Origin of the sequence: Marinomonas sp. KMM3893 (genome assembly GCF_004352855.1) — a bacterium.
GTDB classification, from domain to species: domain Bacteria; phylum Pseudomonadota; class Gammaproteobacteria; order Pseudomonadales; family Marinomonadaceae; genus Marinomonas; species Marinomonas arenicola.
Genome location: NZ_SJSC01000007.1, coordinates 26,568 through 40,977, shown reverse-complemented (window position 1 = coordinate 40,977; position 14,410 = coordinate 26,568). Strand labels below are relative to the sequence as shown.

The following is a 14,410-nucleotide window of genomic DNA, read 5'->3' as shown; positions in this document are numbered from 1 at the left end:
TTTTGGCTGCTCTATAAAGAGGGAAGTGCATAGCATTGATCAAAGAAGCCTTGAGCATTTTTGGTGAGGGTGGTGTTCTTTGGGGTCACTATTAAAAGGTTTCGTGTCAACTCAAGAGGCGTCTCATAAAGCCTGATTAGGCCTGAACTTAGTTCCTGAGAAAGCGCCATTCGAGATAAGCAGCCAAGCCCCATTTTATGAATGACCGCTTGTTTAACGGCTTCCATATGGGCCAGTGATAACACCACGTTAAGTTGGGTGATGTTTTTTCCCATTGCTTGCTCAAGTATGTTTCTGGTTCCTGAGCCGACTTCTCGCATTACCCAATCTGCCTTTTGCAGATCATCCCAGGATAAGTTTTCCGGTCGGTTTTCTTGGGTAGAGCCAAACACCACTAATTCATCTTTCAGCCATACCTTGGTCATCAACTCTGCGTGCTGGCAATAGCCTTCAATAAAGCCGACTTCTGCTTTGCCTGTGAGGAGCTGCTGAATGACGTGTTGGGTATTGCCAATGTCGAGGTTGAAGCGAATATTAGGGTGCTTTTGCTTAAACACCGACATCTGTTCAGGAAGTAGATAGTTGCCAACACTGACGCTGGCAGCAATATGGAGTGAACCGCTAAGCTCGTCATCGCTTCCCATGCTTTCTATCTGTTCTATTTGGCTTAACACCGCGCGAGCTTGGGGCAATAAATGCCGAGCTTGGGGAGTAATTTGCAAGCGTTTACCGTGGCGCCGAAAAAGAGGTTGGCCTAGTAAGGCTTCTAATTCTCGTAACGCTTGGCTTGCCGCCGGCTGACTAATGGCAACCATATCGGCAGCGGCGGTGACGGAGCCAGTGTGAACAACGGCTTCAAATATTTGTAATTGTCTTAAGGTGATTCTCATGAGCTCATTGTATCCGCATTTGGATTTTAATGAGTAGCCATTTAAGGATTTAATAATCGTAAGCAGGGTTTTTCTTCTGCATGGGCGATTAGGTTGTCCAATGTTGTGGTGGCGATGTGATCGAGTGCCTCTTGAGTAAAGTAGCCCTGATGACCTGTAACCACCACATTGGGGAAGGTCAGCATGAGCTGAAAAACACTGTCCTGAATAATGTGTGATGACATGTCTTCAAAGAAAATCGAATTTTCTTGCTCGTAGACGTCTAATCCTAAATAGCCGATTTTTCCTGTGTAAAGAGCGTCTATGGCTTCTTGTGCATTGACTAAAGCGCCGCGACTGGTGTTGATGATCATCACCCCATCTTTCATTTTAGATAGGCTGTTTTTATTGATTAGGTGGTGGGTGGACGCGTTGAGAGGGCAGTGCAAGCTAAGAATGTCGCTGTCTGAATACAGGGTTTCTAAATCTGTGTATTCGCATCCAATATCAACAAGATCGTTATTAGGGGAAATGTCGTAGCAGAGGACGCGACAACCAAAGCCCCTCATAATGCGACAAAAAGCTTGGCCTATGCGTCCTGTACCAATGCAGCCTACCGTCCTGCTTTGCACGTTAAACCCCAGTAACCCTTCCAGAGCAAAGTTCCCTTCTTTGACTCTATGGTAGGCGCGATGGGTTTTTCTGTTTAAAGTCATGATGAGAGCGACGGCATGTTCAGCCACGGAAGTGGGGCTGTAATCTGGTACGTGGTAGACCTTTATGTTTGCCGCTTTTGCAGCAGACAGGTCTACGTTATTAAAGCCGGCGCAACGCAAAGTGATCGCTGTAATGCCGTGATCCGCTAAGTATTGGATTACGTGTCGGTCGATATTGTCGTTAACGAAGCAAGAGACTGCATCAAAGCCGTGCGTTAATGTCATGGTTTCTGAGCTGAGTCGGCTTTCGAAATAGCTCAATTCAATCGAAGGGGTTTCAGCAACGGCCTTAGATAGGGTTCTTTGGTCATAAGGTTTGCATGAAAAAACAGCCACTTTCATCATTTCTTGCTCCAATGGTTTATTCTGGTCGTTCAAAAAGCATACTATGGGCCGCGAAGAAAAAACTATTTTGATCGTTGTTTTTATATAGAGTGTTGATTTGACTCAAGATAATTTTTCTTCTTGGCTTTACCAATTAATTTTTATGAAAACTTGATTGACCCGGCGACAAGAAGCAGTCTACAATCAGTTTCGTTTAAAAGAGTTGGCAATATTTATGTCCAGAGTTGCGAATACTACGTCAAGTATGTTCGGTCCTGTTAAGTCATAAGTAATACCGAGTTTTTTTAGCACAACAACGCATGATGATGACATCTGCGTGTAAATTAACTTACCTACAGGAAAAACAGACATGTCTGACGTAGTAACTGGTACAGTAAAGTTCTTCAACGAAACTAAAGGTTTCGGTTTCATTACTCAGGATTCAGGTCCTGATGTTTTTGTTCACTTCTCTGCAATCAACACTTCTGGTTTCAAAACTTTGGCTGAAGGCCAAAAAGTTGAATTCCAAGTAGCTCAAGGCAAAAAAGGCCCTGAAGCTCAAAACGTTACTCCTTTATAAGGAAACGTTGCTGAGGTAACCTCAGCAGTGCGAATGCTAAAAAGCGACTTTTAAGTCGCTTTTTTTGTTTTTATACTAAGTGAAATATCGCCAGCCTATGTTGAGCGGTGATGTATTATTTCGTTTAACCTGGTGCTCAGTAGAGTGCTGAAGATAGAGCAGAGGGTGATCTAATGGCGGCTAAATCATTGCAAGAGCAGCTTTTGGGAGCGGGGCTCGTTGATAAAAAGAAAGCCAAAAAGCTAAAAGCAGAACAGTTGCAGCACAAGCAAAAAGTTAAAAAAGGCAAAGCGGTTGCTGAAGATGACAGTGGACGCCAAGCTGAGCTAAAGGCGCAGCGTGAAGAGAAAATCGCAAAAGACCGTTTGCTTAATTTAGAAAAACAGAAAGAACTTGAGTTAAAAGCGGTGCAAGGGCAGATTCGCCAAATGATCTCCCAGAATAGAGTGCGCAAACAAGATGGTGACATCGCTTATCACTTTACCGATGAGAAAAAGGTTAAGAAGCTCTATGTAAGCTCGGAGATGCACGAGGATCTGACTAAGGGACGCTTGGCTATTGCTAAGCTAGAAGCGGCCTATGAGCTTATCCCTGAGCCTGTTGCGCTAAAGATTATTGAAAGAGATGAGAGTTTTATTCTTGTTTGCAATAGTCGCACTGAAAGAGTGGAGGATGAAGAAGATCCTTACGCAGACTTTCAGATCCCTGATGACCTTATGTGGTAGTCAGTTTTTTTCACGACGCTTGTGGTAAAGAACGCCGCAGCGTCTGTGCCCTATAACGCCCTCTCATTGCCTTTCGACACTACCGCGGGTCTCAAGACACAGCTCTTTCCCTCCATTTATGGAAGCCCCATAGTACAAAGCGTCTTTTTTTGCCATCACACTCCTTTCTTATTTTTTGCTAGATCTCCTTGTTAAGTCGAGTTATGCTCCCTATTATTGTGCAAAAAATGATTACAAATAGCTGATTTTTATTGCAATTGTATTAATTCGAGAAAAATCTTTTGTTTTTTTATTAATCATGCATATAATAATTACGAAATAGGGATAAATTGTGCAAGTCGCTGACTTGTTGTTGCCTATTTCGTGAGAATGTTTAGATTGTTTGATTGTTGCTTGCACATATCAAGCGCTCATAAAAAGAACGCAATACATCATCTATAAGGGAAACGAGAATGAAAAAATCAATTGTCGCTCTTGCAGTATCTAGCGCTGCTCTTGCCTCTGTCTCTGCTTATGCTGCAGAAGACACGTCTGTAGACTTCTACGGTAACATTCAATACGCATACACTAGCTCTACATCAAATGGTACAAACTTTGAAGATAACGGTTCTACCCTTGGTGTGAAAGGTGAGTCCAAAGTTAATGACGACATCACGGCTTTCTTCAAGTACGAACTGGAATTTCGAGCTGATGAGCAGGATGATCGTGGTGGTAACTATGGTTATAATGAGTCTCACCTTGATCAGGCTTATGTTGGTTTGAAAGGTGATTTTGGTAAAGTAACAGTTGGTACTCACGATACTATTTACAATAACGCCATCCAAGACGCTGTTGACCAAATGGAAAACCTAAGTATTGATAGTGCTGATGGATCTAGCCAAGGTGATACCATTACTTACTTCTCACCGTCTATGAGCGGTTTCGAAGTGCAAGTGGCGCTGCAAACCAAAGGCACGAATACTAAAGCTACTACGAATGCAAGTACTGGTGATACCGAATATAGTGGCAATGCAGGTATGGCGGTATTGAAATACTCAAATGACTTAGTTTCTGTTGCTTTGGGTTACGATTCTCGTGAAAATACAGCAGCTGATGATGCTAAATCCACTTCTGGTATGGCAGTAACTGTTACACCTATGGATAACCTATCCCTTACAGCGAAATACGAAACAACAGAAGATACTGCTGATTACCTAGGTCTTGCTGCTCGTTACGGCTACGGTATGGGTGATGTATACGGTTCTTACACTAATGTGAACCCAGATAGCTCTCAAACTGATAATGAAAGCTACAACGTATATGCTGCTGGTGTGACTTACAGTATCAACAGCTCTATGTACACTTACTTCGAAATCGGTAATACCGGTAGTGCTGTAAAAGACGAAGGTTCTAACACTACTTCTGTAGTTGGCGTAACTTACGTTTTCTAAGATCATTTTTACCTAGTTAGGTGATATCTTATTGCTAATAAGGCTCCTCAGGGAGCCTTATTTTGTAATAAGAAATGGATGATTTTAAAAAGACATTGGTGTTCACTGATGCCTTTATTTTTTTATAGAATAGTTTTTCTTTCTTGGTTTCCTTTTCTTCACTTTAATTTCTTCTAGGTTAGTCAGTCTTTATTTTTGCTTCTTGCCTTTCCTGTTTTAATACTGACTATTTTTCAAAACACCTTTCATTACTTATAATCTGCTTTACTAATCTGCTTGCTATTCATATCCTCATAAAGGTATTTACTCGTTAACAGTATGAGGAATGAAATGAAGTATATTGTCGAAAAGCAGCCATCTGTCTCCTTGCCAATCAATGATGGTGATGCGTTTTTCCCTGTTGGTCGGGTGTATTGCGTTGGGCGTAACTACGCTGCCCATTCACGAGAAATGGGCGATGACCCTGATCGAGATCCTCCTTTCTTCTTTTGCAAAGATGCGGCGTGCGTAACGCCCGTTTCCTATGATGCTAATAATGCCATTGCTTACCCTATGGCCACTTCTCAGTTTGAATATGAGGCTGAGTTAGTGGTGGCTATTGGTAAAGGCGGTGCGAACTTGTCTCTTGCTCAGGCGAAAGACGCTGTGTTGGGTTATGCCATTGGTTTGGATATGACGCGTCGTGATTTGCAGGGACAGGCAAAGAAAAAAGGCCGCCCTTGGGAGGTGGGGAAATCCTTCGATCAATCAGCGCCAATAGGCCCGATTACGCTCTACTCCACTGATTTAGCTAACAATATTGCTTCCAGCGACATTTCCCTCTTGGTCAATGGGGAAGTGAAGCAAAGCAGTAATATTGCGAATTTGACTTGGTCTATTGAAGAGGTGATCGTTAAACTGTCTGAGGTTTTCGAGCTGCGCCCTGGGGATCTTATTATGACGGGTACCCCGGAGAATGTTGGGCCGGTTGTTGTTGGCGATGAAATGCTAGTGAGTATTCCTGCGCTGGGGAATATCACGGTTAAGGTGACAGATTAAAGTTTGAAAAGTGCGCTTGAAGCTTTTTAGTTTGAGGGTCGTTCGCTTCTTTTAGTAGGTGAATGGCCACTTCTGCAGTGCAAAGCCCGGCTTCTTTTTGATTTCTGCGTTTAGTGTAAGCAGAGCTTTCTCCTTGGATTTCATAGTGTGGGAAGCGCGCTAAGTAAGGGGATTGGTTGTACATTTTTCTGGCCTGCTGCCAGGTTCCATCCAGTATGATAATGTTTTTCAGGTGGCAAACTTCTTCTTTTTCTAGGGTTAATGAGGTAGGGCTTTTTAAATACACAATGGCGGTATTTAGAGGGTCGAGTGCTAATAAATCTTGATTAGGTTCTTTTCTCGCCCATATGATTATGTGACATTGATCGGTTAATATTTCCTTTACTAGTTTTCCTGTGCCGCTTTCTTTTTTTAATTCTTCGCTGTGTGTTAATAGCCAAATTTTCATCAGTTCTTCTTGTGCAATCTATATTGGAGACATGTTTTTTGGTTATAAAAGATAGTCCAAATAGGGCATCTTTTCTGCTTCTGGTCAGTCTATTTTATATTATTTACGTTTTTTAACAAAGATGCTCTTGATGGGCTTCACATTTGTTTTTCTACGACATATTATCGAAGGGTCAGTATGTTTTTAAAACCATATATATGGAAATATATTGAGTACTTCAGAGGACGACTAAAAGAATTTGATCTTTTAGTGTTTTAATCGATTGCTGTATGAATAGCAGTATAAAAAGAAATGAGGTTTGTATGTCAGGTCAATTAGTATCCGGAATTGTGAAATGGTTTAATGATGAAAAAGGTTTTGGTTTCATTGAGCGTGAAGGTGGCCCAGATGTTTTTGTTCATTTTCGTGCAATTAACGGTACTGGTCGTAAAACACTAGCAGAAGGTCAAAAAGTCTCTTTTGAAGTGACTCAAGGTCAAAAAGGCCCTCAAGCCGAAAATGTTACCGTCATCTAAGCAAATTGCTTAAGTGAAAAATGGGTCTTTATGACCTTTAAAAGCCATGCTCTTGCGTGGTTTTTTTATGCCTGTCTTTTGCTGTATATTCAAACCTTAATCTTGTTTATTGATTTGAGAGTAAGTTTTGTTCCCTATTTTATATTCTTTTCGCCGTTGTCCTTATGCAATAAGGGCGAGATATTGTTTGGCTATTCTCGGTGTGCGAGTGCAGCTAAGAGAAGTGGTGTTAAAAGCAAAACCTAACGCTCTGTTGTCTTTAGGTGGTTCTTCCACTGTGCCCCAGTTGCTCACTCAAAATGGAGAGCGTTTGCCACAAAGCCTGGATGTTATATTTTGGTCGCTGGCGCAAACTGAAAATCATTCTTTAGCGGCTTCACTGTGGCCATTACAAAAAACAGCTCAGCAGAAGATAGTATCTTGGTTGAATTACAACGACCGTTTTTTTAAGTATTGGTTGGATCGTTATAAATACGCAGATCGCCATCCTGATTTCCCAGAGCAATATTATCGAACGCGAGGAGAGGTTTTTTTAGCTCGTTTAGAGGCGCGGCTTAGTGCTCGGGCTTTTATAATGGGTGATCAGATGTCTTTGGCGGACATTTGTCTTTTTCCTTTTATACGTCAATTTGCGGCGGTGGATTCAGACTGGTTTAACGCCAGTAAGTACGAAAAAGTTAAGGGGTGGTTATCAGGCTTCCAGATGTCTGAATCTTTTTCTGAAGTGATGAAAAAGTACCCAGCGTGGGAGGAGGGGCAAGAGGTTGTGTATTTTCCGCGTTAATCTAAAGCACCCACAACATGGATTTGCACGCTGTGGGTGTTTGGTTTTTTTAAGTTAGTCGATTAACCCAAAGCTAACCCAGTACCAAAAACTCGGATCGGCGTCGCTTGGCAATGGTAGCGGAATGAAGTCGCCTTGAGCGTTAATATGAGGCGAGTCTGGGTAGGTCTTCTGTAATACTGATAGGTTGAGCAGTGCTAAGTTAGTTAGCTTCAGGTCATTGTAAGACTGGATGCTAATGGCAAGCGCTTCTTCAACAGACGTTGAGCTTGGGTAGTGTTCGATTACCGCTTGGCTGCGGCGTAAAGCGGAAAGAGGGGCTTTACGTTTCAAGTAGTATTGAGCAACCTGCAATTCATGACGTGCTATGGTATTACGCAAGAAAATCATTCTGGCTTTTGCATCTGGTGCATAATCGCTGGTTGGGTAGCGGTATAAGAAATCGCTCATTTCTCTAAAGGCTTTTTGTAGCTCTTTGGAGTCTGTTTTACTTGGGTCAATATCTAGATAGCGTTGAATTAAGCTTTGTGAGCCGACGTAGGTAGATAGCGCTCGCATATAGTACGCATAATCGATGGCATCGTGATCAGGGTGGTTTTTGATAAAGCGCTCTGCAGTGGCGTGAGCAGAAATATAATCGCCCGATTCATATTGCGCATAAATTAGGTCAAGCTCAGCGCGCGTGCTAAATTCACCGAATGGGTAGCGCGTGTCCAAATCTTGTAAGTTTTTTGCGGCGGTAGCCGGCAAACCTTCTGCAAACGCTTGTTGCGCTTTTTCGTAATAAGCATGTTCTGGAAGGTCAGGTTCTTGAACCTGTGAACTTGAACACGCGGCGAGAAGTAAAGAAAAACTGGCGATTCCTGCGAATCGGAGCAGCGAGTGATTAAATCCCATGTATAATCAAAACCTTGAAGTGGTAAATTAGCCTCTATCGGCATTTTGTAGCGTTCTATTGCGAAATCAAAGTAAAAGGCAAGATGCTACACGTTTTTTCACATTCAGATCTTATGATAAAATCACAGGTCTGAAAACAACAGATTAAAGTACATTGTATGGCAGAGCGCATAGTAAAAGAAGCCCAGGTCCCTTTTGATTTAGGTGGTAACCGATTTGACCAAGTAGCTACTGAGCTATTTAGTGATTATTCCCGTTCCAGAATCAAGACATGGATCAAAGAAGGAACCTTGCTCGTTGATGGCAAAATCACCAAGCCAAAAGAAAAGCTGTTTGGTGGCGAAGTGGTGACTCTGAACGTGGTTCTTGAAGCTCAGGCGGATCATGAGGCACAAGAAATGCCGCTGGATATCGTTTATGAAGACGACGATATTATTGTTGTGAATAAGCCAGCAGGCTTAGTGGTTCACCCAGCAGTGGGGAACCGAGATGGCACCTTGATGAATGCTATTTTGCACCATGCACCAGAAACGGCCCATGTCCCTAGAGCAGGTATTGTGCACCGTCTCGATAAAGAGACAACCGGCCTGATGGTGGTTGCAAAAACGTTGGCAGCGCAAACAGACTTAGTGGCTCAGTTGCAAGAGCGCAGCATGGGGCGTGAGTACGAAGCGATTGCGATTGGTGAGATGACAGGTGGTGGTATCGTGGATGAACCAATTGGTCGTCACCCTCATAATCGTCAAAAAATGGCGGTTGAGCCCGTTAATGGTAAGGATGCGGTAACGCATTATCGTTTGGTGAAACGTTATAAAAACCACACGCATATACGTCTTAAGCTTGAGACTGGGCGAACGCATCAAATTCGTGTTCATATGTCGTTTATTCAATACCCATTGGTAGGGGACCCGCAATACGGTGGGCGCCTTAAAATGCCAAAAGCTTGCTCGCCAGAGTTGCAGGATTCGTTGAGACATTTTCGTCGTCAAGCATTGCACGCGAAACGATTAGAGCTAGCGCATCCTATTACTGGTGATTGGATGGAGTGGGAAATAGACCTTCCCGAAGACATGCAGTCACTACTGGATGCCTTGAAAAAGGATATGGTAGAGTCAGGCAGTGACGATTCCGAATATTTTTAATAAAGAAGCAGCGAAAGCTGCTTTTTTATTGTCTGTTGATTGTTGGAGGTTAAGTTAGTGGATACATCGACACCAGCCCATATTGTGGCTTCTTGGCCTGCGCCGGCCAATGTGAAGGCATACACTTCAACGCGTCAGGGCGGCGTGAGCCAGGGGGAATTTGCGTCGCTTAATTTAGGTGCGCATGTTGGCGATAGTGAGGCTGATGTGCTGGCGAATCGACGCTTATTCTCTTCTCGTGTTGATATGCCTGATAGCTTGGTTTGGTTGAATCAAGTGCACGGTACTCATGTGGTCGCCTTGCCGAGTGTTCAGCCGCTCATAGAAGCAGATGGCGCAGTGACGCAGCAGGAAAACCAGGTGTGTGCGGTATTAACAGCGGATTGCTTGCCAGTTTTTTTCTGTAATAAGCAAGGCTCTCAAGTGGCGGTTGCCCATGCGGGCTGGCGTAGCTTGTGCTTTGGTGTGTTGGAGGAAACGCTCACGCACTTTAATGATTCTGATGAGGTTTTAGTCTGGTTAGGGCCTGCTATTGGGCCGGCCGCTTTTGAAGTGGGCGGCGAAGTAAGACAAGCATTCATTGAGCAGCAAGCTGAAGCAGAAGCGGCTTTTGTGTCGAAGGGAAATGGAAAGTGGCTAGGAAACCTTTATTTGCTGGCAAAGCAAAGACTGGCGGCTCACGGAGTAACGGAAGTGTATGGTGGGGATTTTTGTACCTATCAAAACGATGACGATTTCTTCTCTTATCGTCGCTCTGGAAAAACGGGAAGAATGGCTTCTGTTATTTGGTTTGAGAAAAGAATTGAAGAGGAGGGAGGGGAGTAGATTGTGGTTTTATTGATGGGTGTCAATAAAATGACACTCGTCCATTGAAAAGGGGATAAGTGGACTTATTAAATGAGTAACAAGAGATATTTCCCTTTTTCAAGGAGGTCAAAATGCGAATCGAGCGTTTAACAAGTAAGCTTCAGATGGCTCTGTCTGATGCGCAGTCAATCGCGCTGGGTCAGGATCATTCTTATATCGAGTCCCTTCATTTACTCATGGCTTTGCTGGATCAGCAAGGTGGCAGTACTCGTCCTATTCTACAGCAAGCTGGGGTTCAGGTTGCCAAATTCCGTGACAGTCTAGACGCGCTCTTAGATCGCTTGCCTAAGGTTAATGACCATGATGGTAATGTTCAAATGTCGCCTGAATTAGGACGCCTAATGAACCTTGCAGATAAAGAAGCGCAAAAGCGTAAAGATCAATTTATTTCATCTGAACTGGTTCTGATGGCCATGTTTGATGGCAAAGACGATGTGGCCAAGACGCTAAAGGCGACGGGTGTTACTAAGGCGGACATCGCTTCTGTGATTGACAGTGTGCGTGGTGGCGAGTCGGTTAATGATCCAAATGCCGAGGAAAATCGACAAGCGTTGGATAAATATACGGTTGATCTGACGACCAAGGCAGCCGAAGGTAAGCTTGATCCTGTGATTGGTCGAGACGATGAAATTCGCCGTACGATTCAAGTTTTACAACGTCGTCGTAAAAATAACCCTGTGTTAATTGGTGAGCCTGGTGTCGGTAAAACCGCCATTGTAGAAGGTTTAGCGCAACGGATTATCAATGGTGAAGTGCCTGAGGGCCTTAAGAATAAGCGAGTGCTTTCGCTTGATATGGGCTCCTTGATTGCTGGCGCTAAATATCGTGGTGAATTTGAAGAGCGCCTCAAGGCGGTGTTAAGTGAATTGTCTAAGCAAGAAGGGCAAATCATTCTGTTTATTGATGAGATCCATACCATGGTAGGGGCGGGCAAGTCTGAAGGCTCTATGGATGCGGGCAACATGCTGAAACCTGCGCTGGCACGTGGTGAGCTTCATTGTGTCGGGGCAACCACATTAGATGAGTATCGTCAGTACATTGAGAAAGACGCTGCATTAGAGCGTCGCTTCCAGAAAGTATTGGTCGAAGAACCTAGTGTGTTGGATTCGATTGCCATATTACGTGGTTTAAAAGAGCGCTACGAGGTCCACCATGGGGTAGATATTACTGATTCGGCCATTATCGCCGCGGCTAAGTTGTCGCAGCGCTATATTACCGATCGTCAATTGCCGGATAAGGCGATTGATTTGATTGATGAGGCAGCCAGTCGTATTCGCATGGAGATGGACTCTAAGCCTGAAAATATGGACCGTCTAGAGCGACGTCTAATTCAGCTCAAAATTGAAAAAGAAGCGCTTAAGAAAGAAACAGATCGAGCATCAAAGGTGCGTTTGGGTGAGCTAGAGAGCGAAATTGACGACTTGCAAAAGCAGTATTCTGATTTCGAGGAAATTTGGAATGCGGAAAAAGCCGCTTTGCAAGGCGCTCAAAAGTTAAAAGAAGAGCTGGAATCGGTTAAGCAAGAGATGGAAGAAGCGCGTCGTAATGGTAATTTAGCCAAAATGTCAGAGTTGCAATATGGGGTCATTCCTATGTTGGAAGCTGAGATTGAAAAAGCGGGTAAAGCGGAAGAAGAAACGCAGATGACGCTGTTAAAGAATCGTGTGACCGAAGAAGAAATAGCGACTGTGGTGGCTCGCTGGACCGGCATTCCAATGGAAAAAATGCTGGAAGGGGATCGCGATCGATTGTTGCGCATGGAAGACGCCTTGCATGAGTCTGTTATTGGTCAAGACGAAGCGGTTCAGGCGGTCTCTAATGCGGTAAGACGCTCTCGTTCAGGGTTGGCTGATCCTAACCGCCCTAATGGCTCATTTCTCTTCTTAGGCCCTACAGGTGTCGGTAAGACTGAGTTGTGTAAGTCATTGGCTAGGTTCTTGTTTGATACCGACCAGGCGATGGTGCGAATCGACATGTCTGAGTTTATGGAGAAACACTCTGTTGCGCGTTTGATTGGTGCGCCCCCAGGCTATGTTGGTTATGAAGAAGGCGGTTATTTAACGGAAGCGGTTAGACGACGTCCTTACTCTGTGTTGTTGTTGGATGAAATAGAGAAGGCTCACCCTGATGTGTTTAATATTTTGCTGCAAGTGCTTGATGATGGTCGTTTAACCGACGGACAGGGGCGCACAGTCGATTTTAGAAACACTGTGATAGTGATGACCTCAAACCTAGGGTCTGACGTGATACAAGAGTACCGTTCGAACGATCAATACGAAGACATTAAAGCTAAGGTGATGGAAGTGGTGGGTATGCACTTTAGACCTGAGTTTATTAACCGTATTGATGAAACCGTGGTCTTCCACCCATTAATGCAGTCACAAATAAAAGGCATTGCTAAGATCCAGCTTGCGCATTTGAATGATCGTTTGGCTGAGCTTGGCATGACATTGAGCTTGAGTGAGGCCGCATCGGATCAATTGGCTGAGGTGGGTTATGATCCTGTGTATGGGGCGCGCCCATTGAAACGTGCTATACAGCAATGGATTGAAAACCCATTGGCCAATCAGTTGCTGTCCGGTGGTTTTGTGTCGGGCGATAATATTCTTGCTGAGGTGGAGGATGAGCAAATAGTGTTTAAAAAAGCCCAGTGATCTCAGTGCTTGTTGTGGCGTAAAAAAAACTCACCCTAGCGGTGAGTTTTTTATGGAAGCTTATTGCTTTCTGTAAGGGTGAACGAAAAAAGCCAGTATGACGATGTGTCATACTGGCTTTTTTGTTTTCTTGTTCTCTTAATGGCGAATTAGAAGTCGATAAAGGCACCGACAAACACACCTGAGAAATCACTTTTGATGTCTTTTCCATCAATGTCGTCTAGGTCTAGGTCGATTTTGCGGTAACCGCCTTCAAGACCAACCAAGAAAGGACTTTGGTATTTTACTTTAAGCGTGGTGTCAGTGATGCTGGAGCCATCAAAGCCGCCTGCTTTAACTTCGCCACCAAAAGATAAGCGCGTGCCTGGTACGGTTACGTAGCCAGCGACATAGCCTAATGGGTAGAAGTCAGATAGGTTGGATTTATCACCATCAAGGGATACTGAGCCGTCAAATTTTCGTATGGTAAGACCTGCGTCTAGATCGATCCAAAGTAAGCCATCAAGAAATTCGTAGTAAAGCGTGTAGTCTTGGTGGGAAAGGTCGAGTTTGGCTGATTTTCCATCAGAGCTGCCGTTTGCTTTCAGATCAAGGGTTTGAAAGCGAACATTTGGAATCAGTGGTAATGGGTGCTCAAAAGCAATACCAAAATAGGTGCCGCTCTTACCGTCTAGGTCGGCTGATTTTTTGCTGCTGCCACTGTCTGAAATATAGCTATCATCGGCGCTGGGTGAGTAAGAACCAACCTCGGCAGTCAGGCCTAAAATATCGGCTTGTGCTGTGCCTGCTAATAGGGCGGTGGTAAGAAGTAGGGCTGGCTTCATCATAACGTACATCCATAAATCAGAAATTGACAAATTTCTTCCATTATAGGTCTTCGTGTAACAAAATCCAGAGAAATAAGGAGGAAAATGGATGTAATGTGGCGTGAGATATTGCTGGAAAATGATGGCTGGGGTAGCAGGATTCGAACCTACGCATGACAGGATCAAAACCTGTTGCCTTACCGCTTGGCGATACCCCAAAGAATCATTTTTTTCGAGTGGTGGCTATGACTAGATTCGAACTAGTGACCCCATCATTATGAGTGATGTGCTCTAACCAACTGAGCTACATAGCCTAAATTGTATCTATAACGTGTGACGATGGCTGGGGTAGCAGGATTCGAACCTACGCATGACAGGATCAAAACCTGTTGCCTTACCGCTTGGCGATACCCCATTATCGAGTTGTTGGTGGCTATGACTAGATTCGAACTAGTGACCCCATCATTATGAGTGATGTGCTCTAACCAACTGAGCTACATAGCCGTTGTCTATTGGCTGGGGTAGCAGGATTCGAACCTACGCATGACAGGATCAAAACCTGTTGCCTTACCGCTTGGCGATACCCCAATAGACTGTCACAGAGCCAGTTATCGC

14 protein-coding genes and 5 tRNA genes are annotated in these 14,410 nt (G+C 44.1%); 9 read left to right on the top strand and 10 right to left on the bottom strand.

All coding sequences use genetic code 11. The features are described 5' to 3' along the window. Positions 1–11: 11 nt before the first annotated feature. Positions 12–890 (bottom strand): LysR substrate-binding domain-containing protein, encoded by an 879-nt coding sequence (locus E0D71_RS14960; RefSeq protein WP_133004115.1) that lies wholly within the window; start codon positions 888–890, stop codon positions 12–14. Between the two features lie 41 nt (positions 891–931). Next, positions 932–1,927: a 2-hydroxyacid dehydrogenase gene (locus E0D71_RS14955; protein ID WP_133004270.1), complete on the bottom strand. Its 996-nt coding sequence runs from the start codon at positions 1,925–1,927 to the stop codon at positions 932–934. 352 nt (positions 1,928–2,279) lie between these two features. On the opposite strand from E0D71_RS14955, the gene E0D71_RS14950 reads away from it, so the two are divergent. From E0D71_RS14950 to E0D71_RS14935, 4 genes are all read left to right on the top strand, one after another. Further along, the gene (locus E0D71_RS14950; RefSeq protein WP_024024079.1) at positions 2,280–2,489 is read left to right on the top strand and encodes a cold-shock protein; all 210 of its coding nucleotides are present in this window, start codon (positions 2,280–2,282) and stop codon (positions 2,487–2,489) included. Between the two features lie 173 nt (positions 2,490–2,662). Beyond that, positions 2,663–3,214, top strand: a complete 552-nt coding sequence (locus tag E0D71_RS14945) for a DUF2058 domain-containing protein (protein ID WP_133004114.1) — start codon at positions 2,663–2,665, stop codon at positions 3,212–3,214. Positions 3,215–3,666: 452 nt separating this feature from the next. Then, positions 3,667–4,644 (top strand): porin, encoded by a 978-nt coding sequence (locus E0D71_RS14940; protein ID WP_133004113.1) that lies wholly within the window; start codon positions 3,667–3,669, stop codon positions 4,642–4,644. 330 nt (positions 4,645–4,974) lie between these two features. Continuing rightward, the gene (locus E0D71_RS14935; protein WP_133004112.1) at positions 4,975–5,682 is read left to right on the top strand and encodes a fumarylacetoacetate hydrolase family protein; all 708 of its coding nucleotides are present in this window, start codon (positions 4,975–4,977) and stop codon (positions 5,680–5,682) included. Here E0D71_RS14935 and E0D71_RS14930 read toward each other — a convergent pair. After that, positions 5,666–6,130, bottom strand: a complete 465-nt coding sequence (locus E0D71_RS14930) for a tRNA-uridine aminocarboxypropyltransferase (protein ID WP_133004111.1) — start codon at positions 6,128–6,130, stop codon at positions 5,666–5,668. The two genes, E0D71_RS14935 and E0D71_RS14930, sit on opposite strands and share 17 nt — an antisense overlap. 302 nt (positions 6,131–6,432) lie before the next feature. Between E0D71_RS14930 and E0D71_RS14925 the strand changes: the two genes are divergently transcribed. Then, complete coding sequence (locus E0D71_RS14925) at positions 6,433–6,645, top strand: cold-shock protein (RefSeq protein ID WP_133004110.1); 213 nt, start codon at positions 6,433–6,435, stop codon at positions 6,643–6,645. A gap of 127 nt (positions 6,646–6,772) precedes the next feature. Then, positions 6,773–7,429 carry a glutathione S-transferase gene (locus E0D71_RS14920; RefSeq protein ID WP_133004109.1) on the top strand — a complete coding sequence of 219 codons (657 nt, stop codon included), beginning with the start codon at positions 6,773–6,775 and terminating at the stop codon, positions 7,427–7,429. A gap of 54 nt (positions 7,430–7,483) precedes the next feature. Here the strand turns inward: E0D71_RS14920 and E0D71_RS14915 are convergent, their stop codons facing one another. Then, positions 7,484–8,326, bottom strand: a complete 843-nt coding sequence (locus tag E0D71_RS14915) for an outer membrane protein assembly factor BamD (protein WP_133004108.1) — start codon at positions 8,324–8,326, stop codon at positions 7,484–7,486. Positions 8,327–8,484: 158 nt separating this feature from the next. Here E0D71_RS14915 and rluD point away from each other — a divergent pair, with 158 nt between their 5' ends. The 3 genes from rluD (at position 8,485) to clpB (ending at position 12,989) form a co-directional block, all read left to right on the top strand. Continuing rightward, complete coding sequence (gene rluD / locus E0D71_RS14910) at positions 8,485–9,468, top strand: 23S rRNA pseudouridine(1911/1915/1917) synthase RluD (protein ID WP_133004107.1); 984 nt, start codon at positions 8,485–8,487, stop codon at positions 9,466–9,468. 57 nt (positions 9,469–9,525) lie between these two features. Then, positions 9,526–10,293, top strand: a complete 768-nt coding sequence (pgeF, locus tag E0D71_RS14905; RefSeq protein WP_207923420.1) for a peptidoglycan editing factor PgeF — start codon at positions 9,526–9,528, stop codon at positions 10,291–10,293. Between the two features lie 113 nt (positions 10,294–10,406). Continuing rightward, on the top strand, positions 10,407–12,989 hold the full coding sequence (clpB, locus tag E0D71_RS14900) for an ATP-dependent chaperone ClpB (protein ID WP_133004106.1): 2,583 nt from the start codon (positions 10,407–10,409) through the stop codon (positions 12,987–12,989). Positions 12,990–13,138: 149 nt separating this feature from the next. On the opposite strand, the gene E0D71_RS14895 is transcribed toward clpB, so the two are convergent. From E0D71_RS14895 to E0D71_RS14870, 6 genes are all read right to left on the bottom strand, one after another. Continuing rightward, positions 13,139–13,816: a TIGR04219 family outer membrane beta-barrel protein gene (locus E0D71_RS14895; protein WP_243712043.1), complete on the bottom strand. Its 678-nt coding sequence runs from the start codon at positions 13,814–13,816 to the stop codon at positions 13,139–13,141. A gap of 122 nt (positions 13,817–13,938) precedes the next feature. Continuing rightward, positions 13,939–14,013 (bottom strand) — tRNA-Gln (locus E0D71_RS14890). Between the two features lie 19 nt (positions 14,014–14,032). Further along, a tRNA-Met gene (locus E0D71_RS14885) sits at positions 14,033–14,109 on the bottom strand. A gap of 26 nt (positions 14,110–14,135) precedes the next feature. Then, positions 14,136–14,210: transfer RNA gene (locus E0D71_RS14880), tRNA-Gln, on the bottom strand. Positions 14,211–14,222: 12 nt separating this feature from the next. Beyond that, positions 14,223–14,299, bottom strand: a tRNA-Met gene (locus E0D71_RS14875). 9 nt (positions 14,300–14,308) lie between these two features. Beyond that, positions 14,309–14,383, bottom strand: a tRNA-Gln gene (locus E0D71_RS14870). Between the last annotated feature and the right edge of the window lie 27 nt (positions 14,384–14,410).

What these genes read in the sequence shown, in the direction of transcription:
- E0D71_RS14940 (WP_133004113.1), top strand. Translation starts at nt 3,667, where the DNA reads ATGAAAAAATCAATTGTCGCTCTTGCAGTATCTAGCGCTGCTCTTGCC.
- E0D71_RS14950 (WP_024024079.1), top strand. Translation starts at nt 2,280, where the DNA reads ATGTCTGACGTAGTAACTGGTACAGTAAAGTTCTTCAACGAAACTAAA.
- E0D71_RS14895 (WP_243712043.1), bottom strand. Translation starts at nt 13,816, where the DNA reads ATGATGAAGCCAGCCCTACTTCTTACCACCGCCCTATTAGCAGGCACA.
- clpB (WP_133004106.1), top strand. Translation starts at nt 10,407, where the DNA reads ATGCGAATCGAGCGTTTAACAAGTAAGCTTCAGATGGCTCTGTCTGAT.
- E0D71_RS14935 (WP_133004112.1), top strand. Translation starts at nt 4,975, where the DNA reads ATGAAGTATATTGTCGAAAAGCAGCCATCTGTCTCCTTGCCAATCAAT.
- E0D71_RS14960 (WP_133004115.1), bottom strand. Translation starts at nt 890, where the DNA reads ATGAGAATCACCTTAAGACAATTACAAATATTTGAAGCCGTTGTTCAC.
- E0D71_RS14955 (WP_133004270.1), bottom strand. Translation starts at nt 1,927, where the DNA reads ATGAAAGTGGCTGTTTTTTCATGCAAACCTTATGACCAAAGAACCCTA.
- E0D71_RS14930 (WP_133004111.1), bottom strand. Translation starts at nt 6,130, where the DNA reads ATGAAAATTTGGCTATTAACACACAGCGAAGAATTAAAAAAAGAAAGC.
- E0D71_RS14945 (WP_133004114.1), top strand. Translation starts at nt 2,663, where the DNA reads ATGGCGGCTAAATCATTGCAAGAGCAGCTTTTGGGAGCGGGGCTCGTT.
- E0D71_RS14915 (WP_133004108.1), bottom strand. Translation starts at nt 8,326, where the DNA reads ATGGGATTTAATCACTCGCTGCTCCGATTCGCAGGAATCGCCAGTTTT.
- rluD (WP_133004107.1), top strand. Translation starts at nt 8,485, where the DNA reads ATGGCAGAGCGCATAGTAAAAGAAGCCCAGGTCCCTTTTGATTTAGGT.
- E0D71_RS14925 (WP_133004110.1), top strand. Translation starts at nt 6,433, where the DNA reads ATGTCAGGTCAATTAGTATCCGGAATTGTGAAATGGTTTAATGATGAA.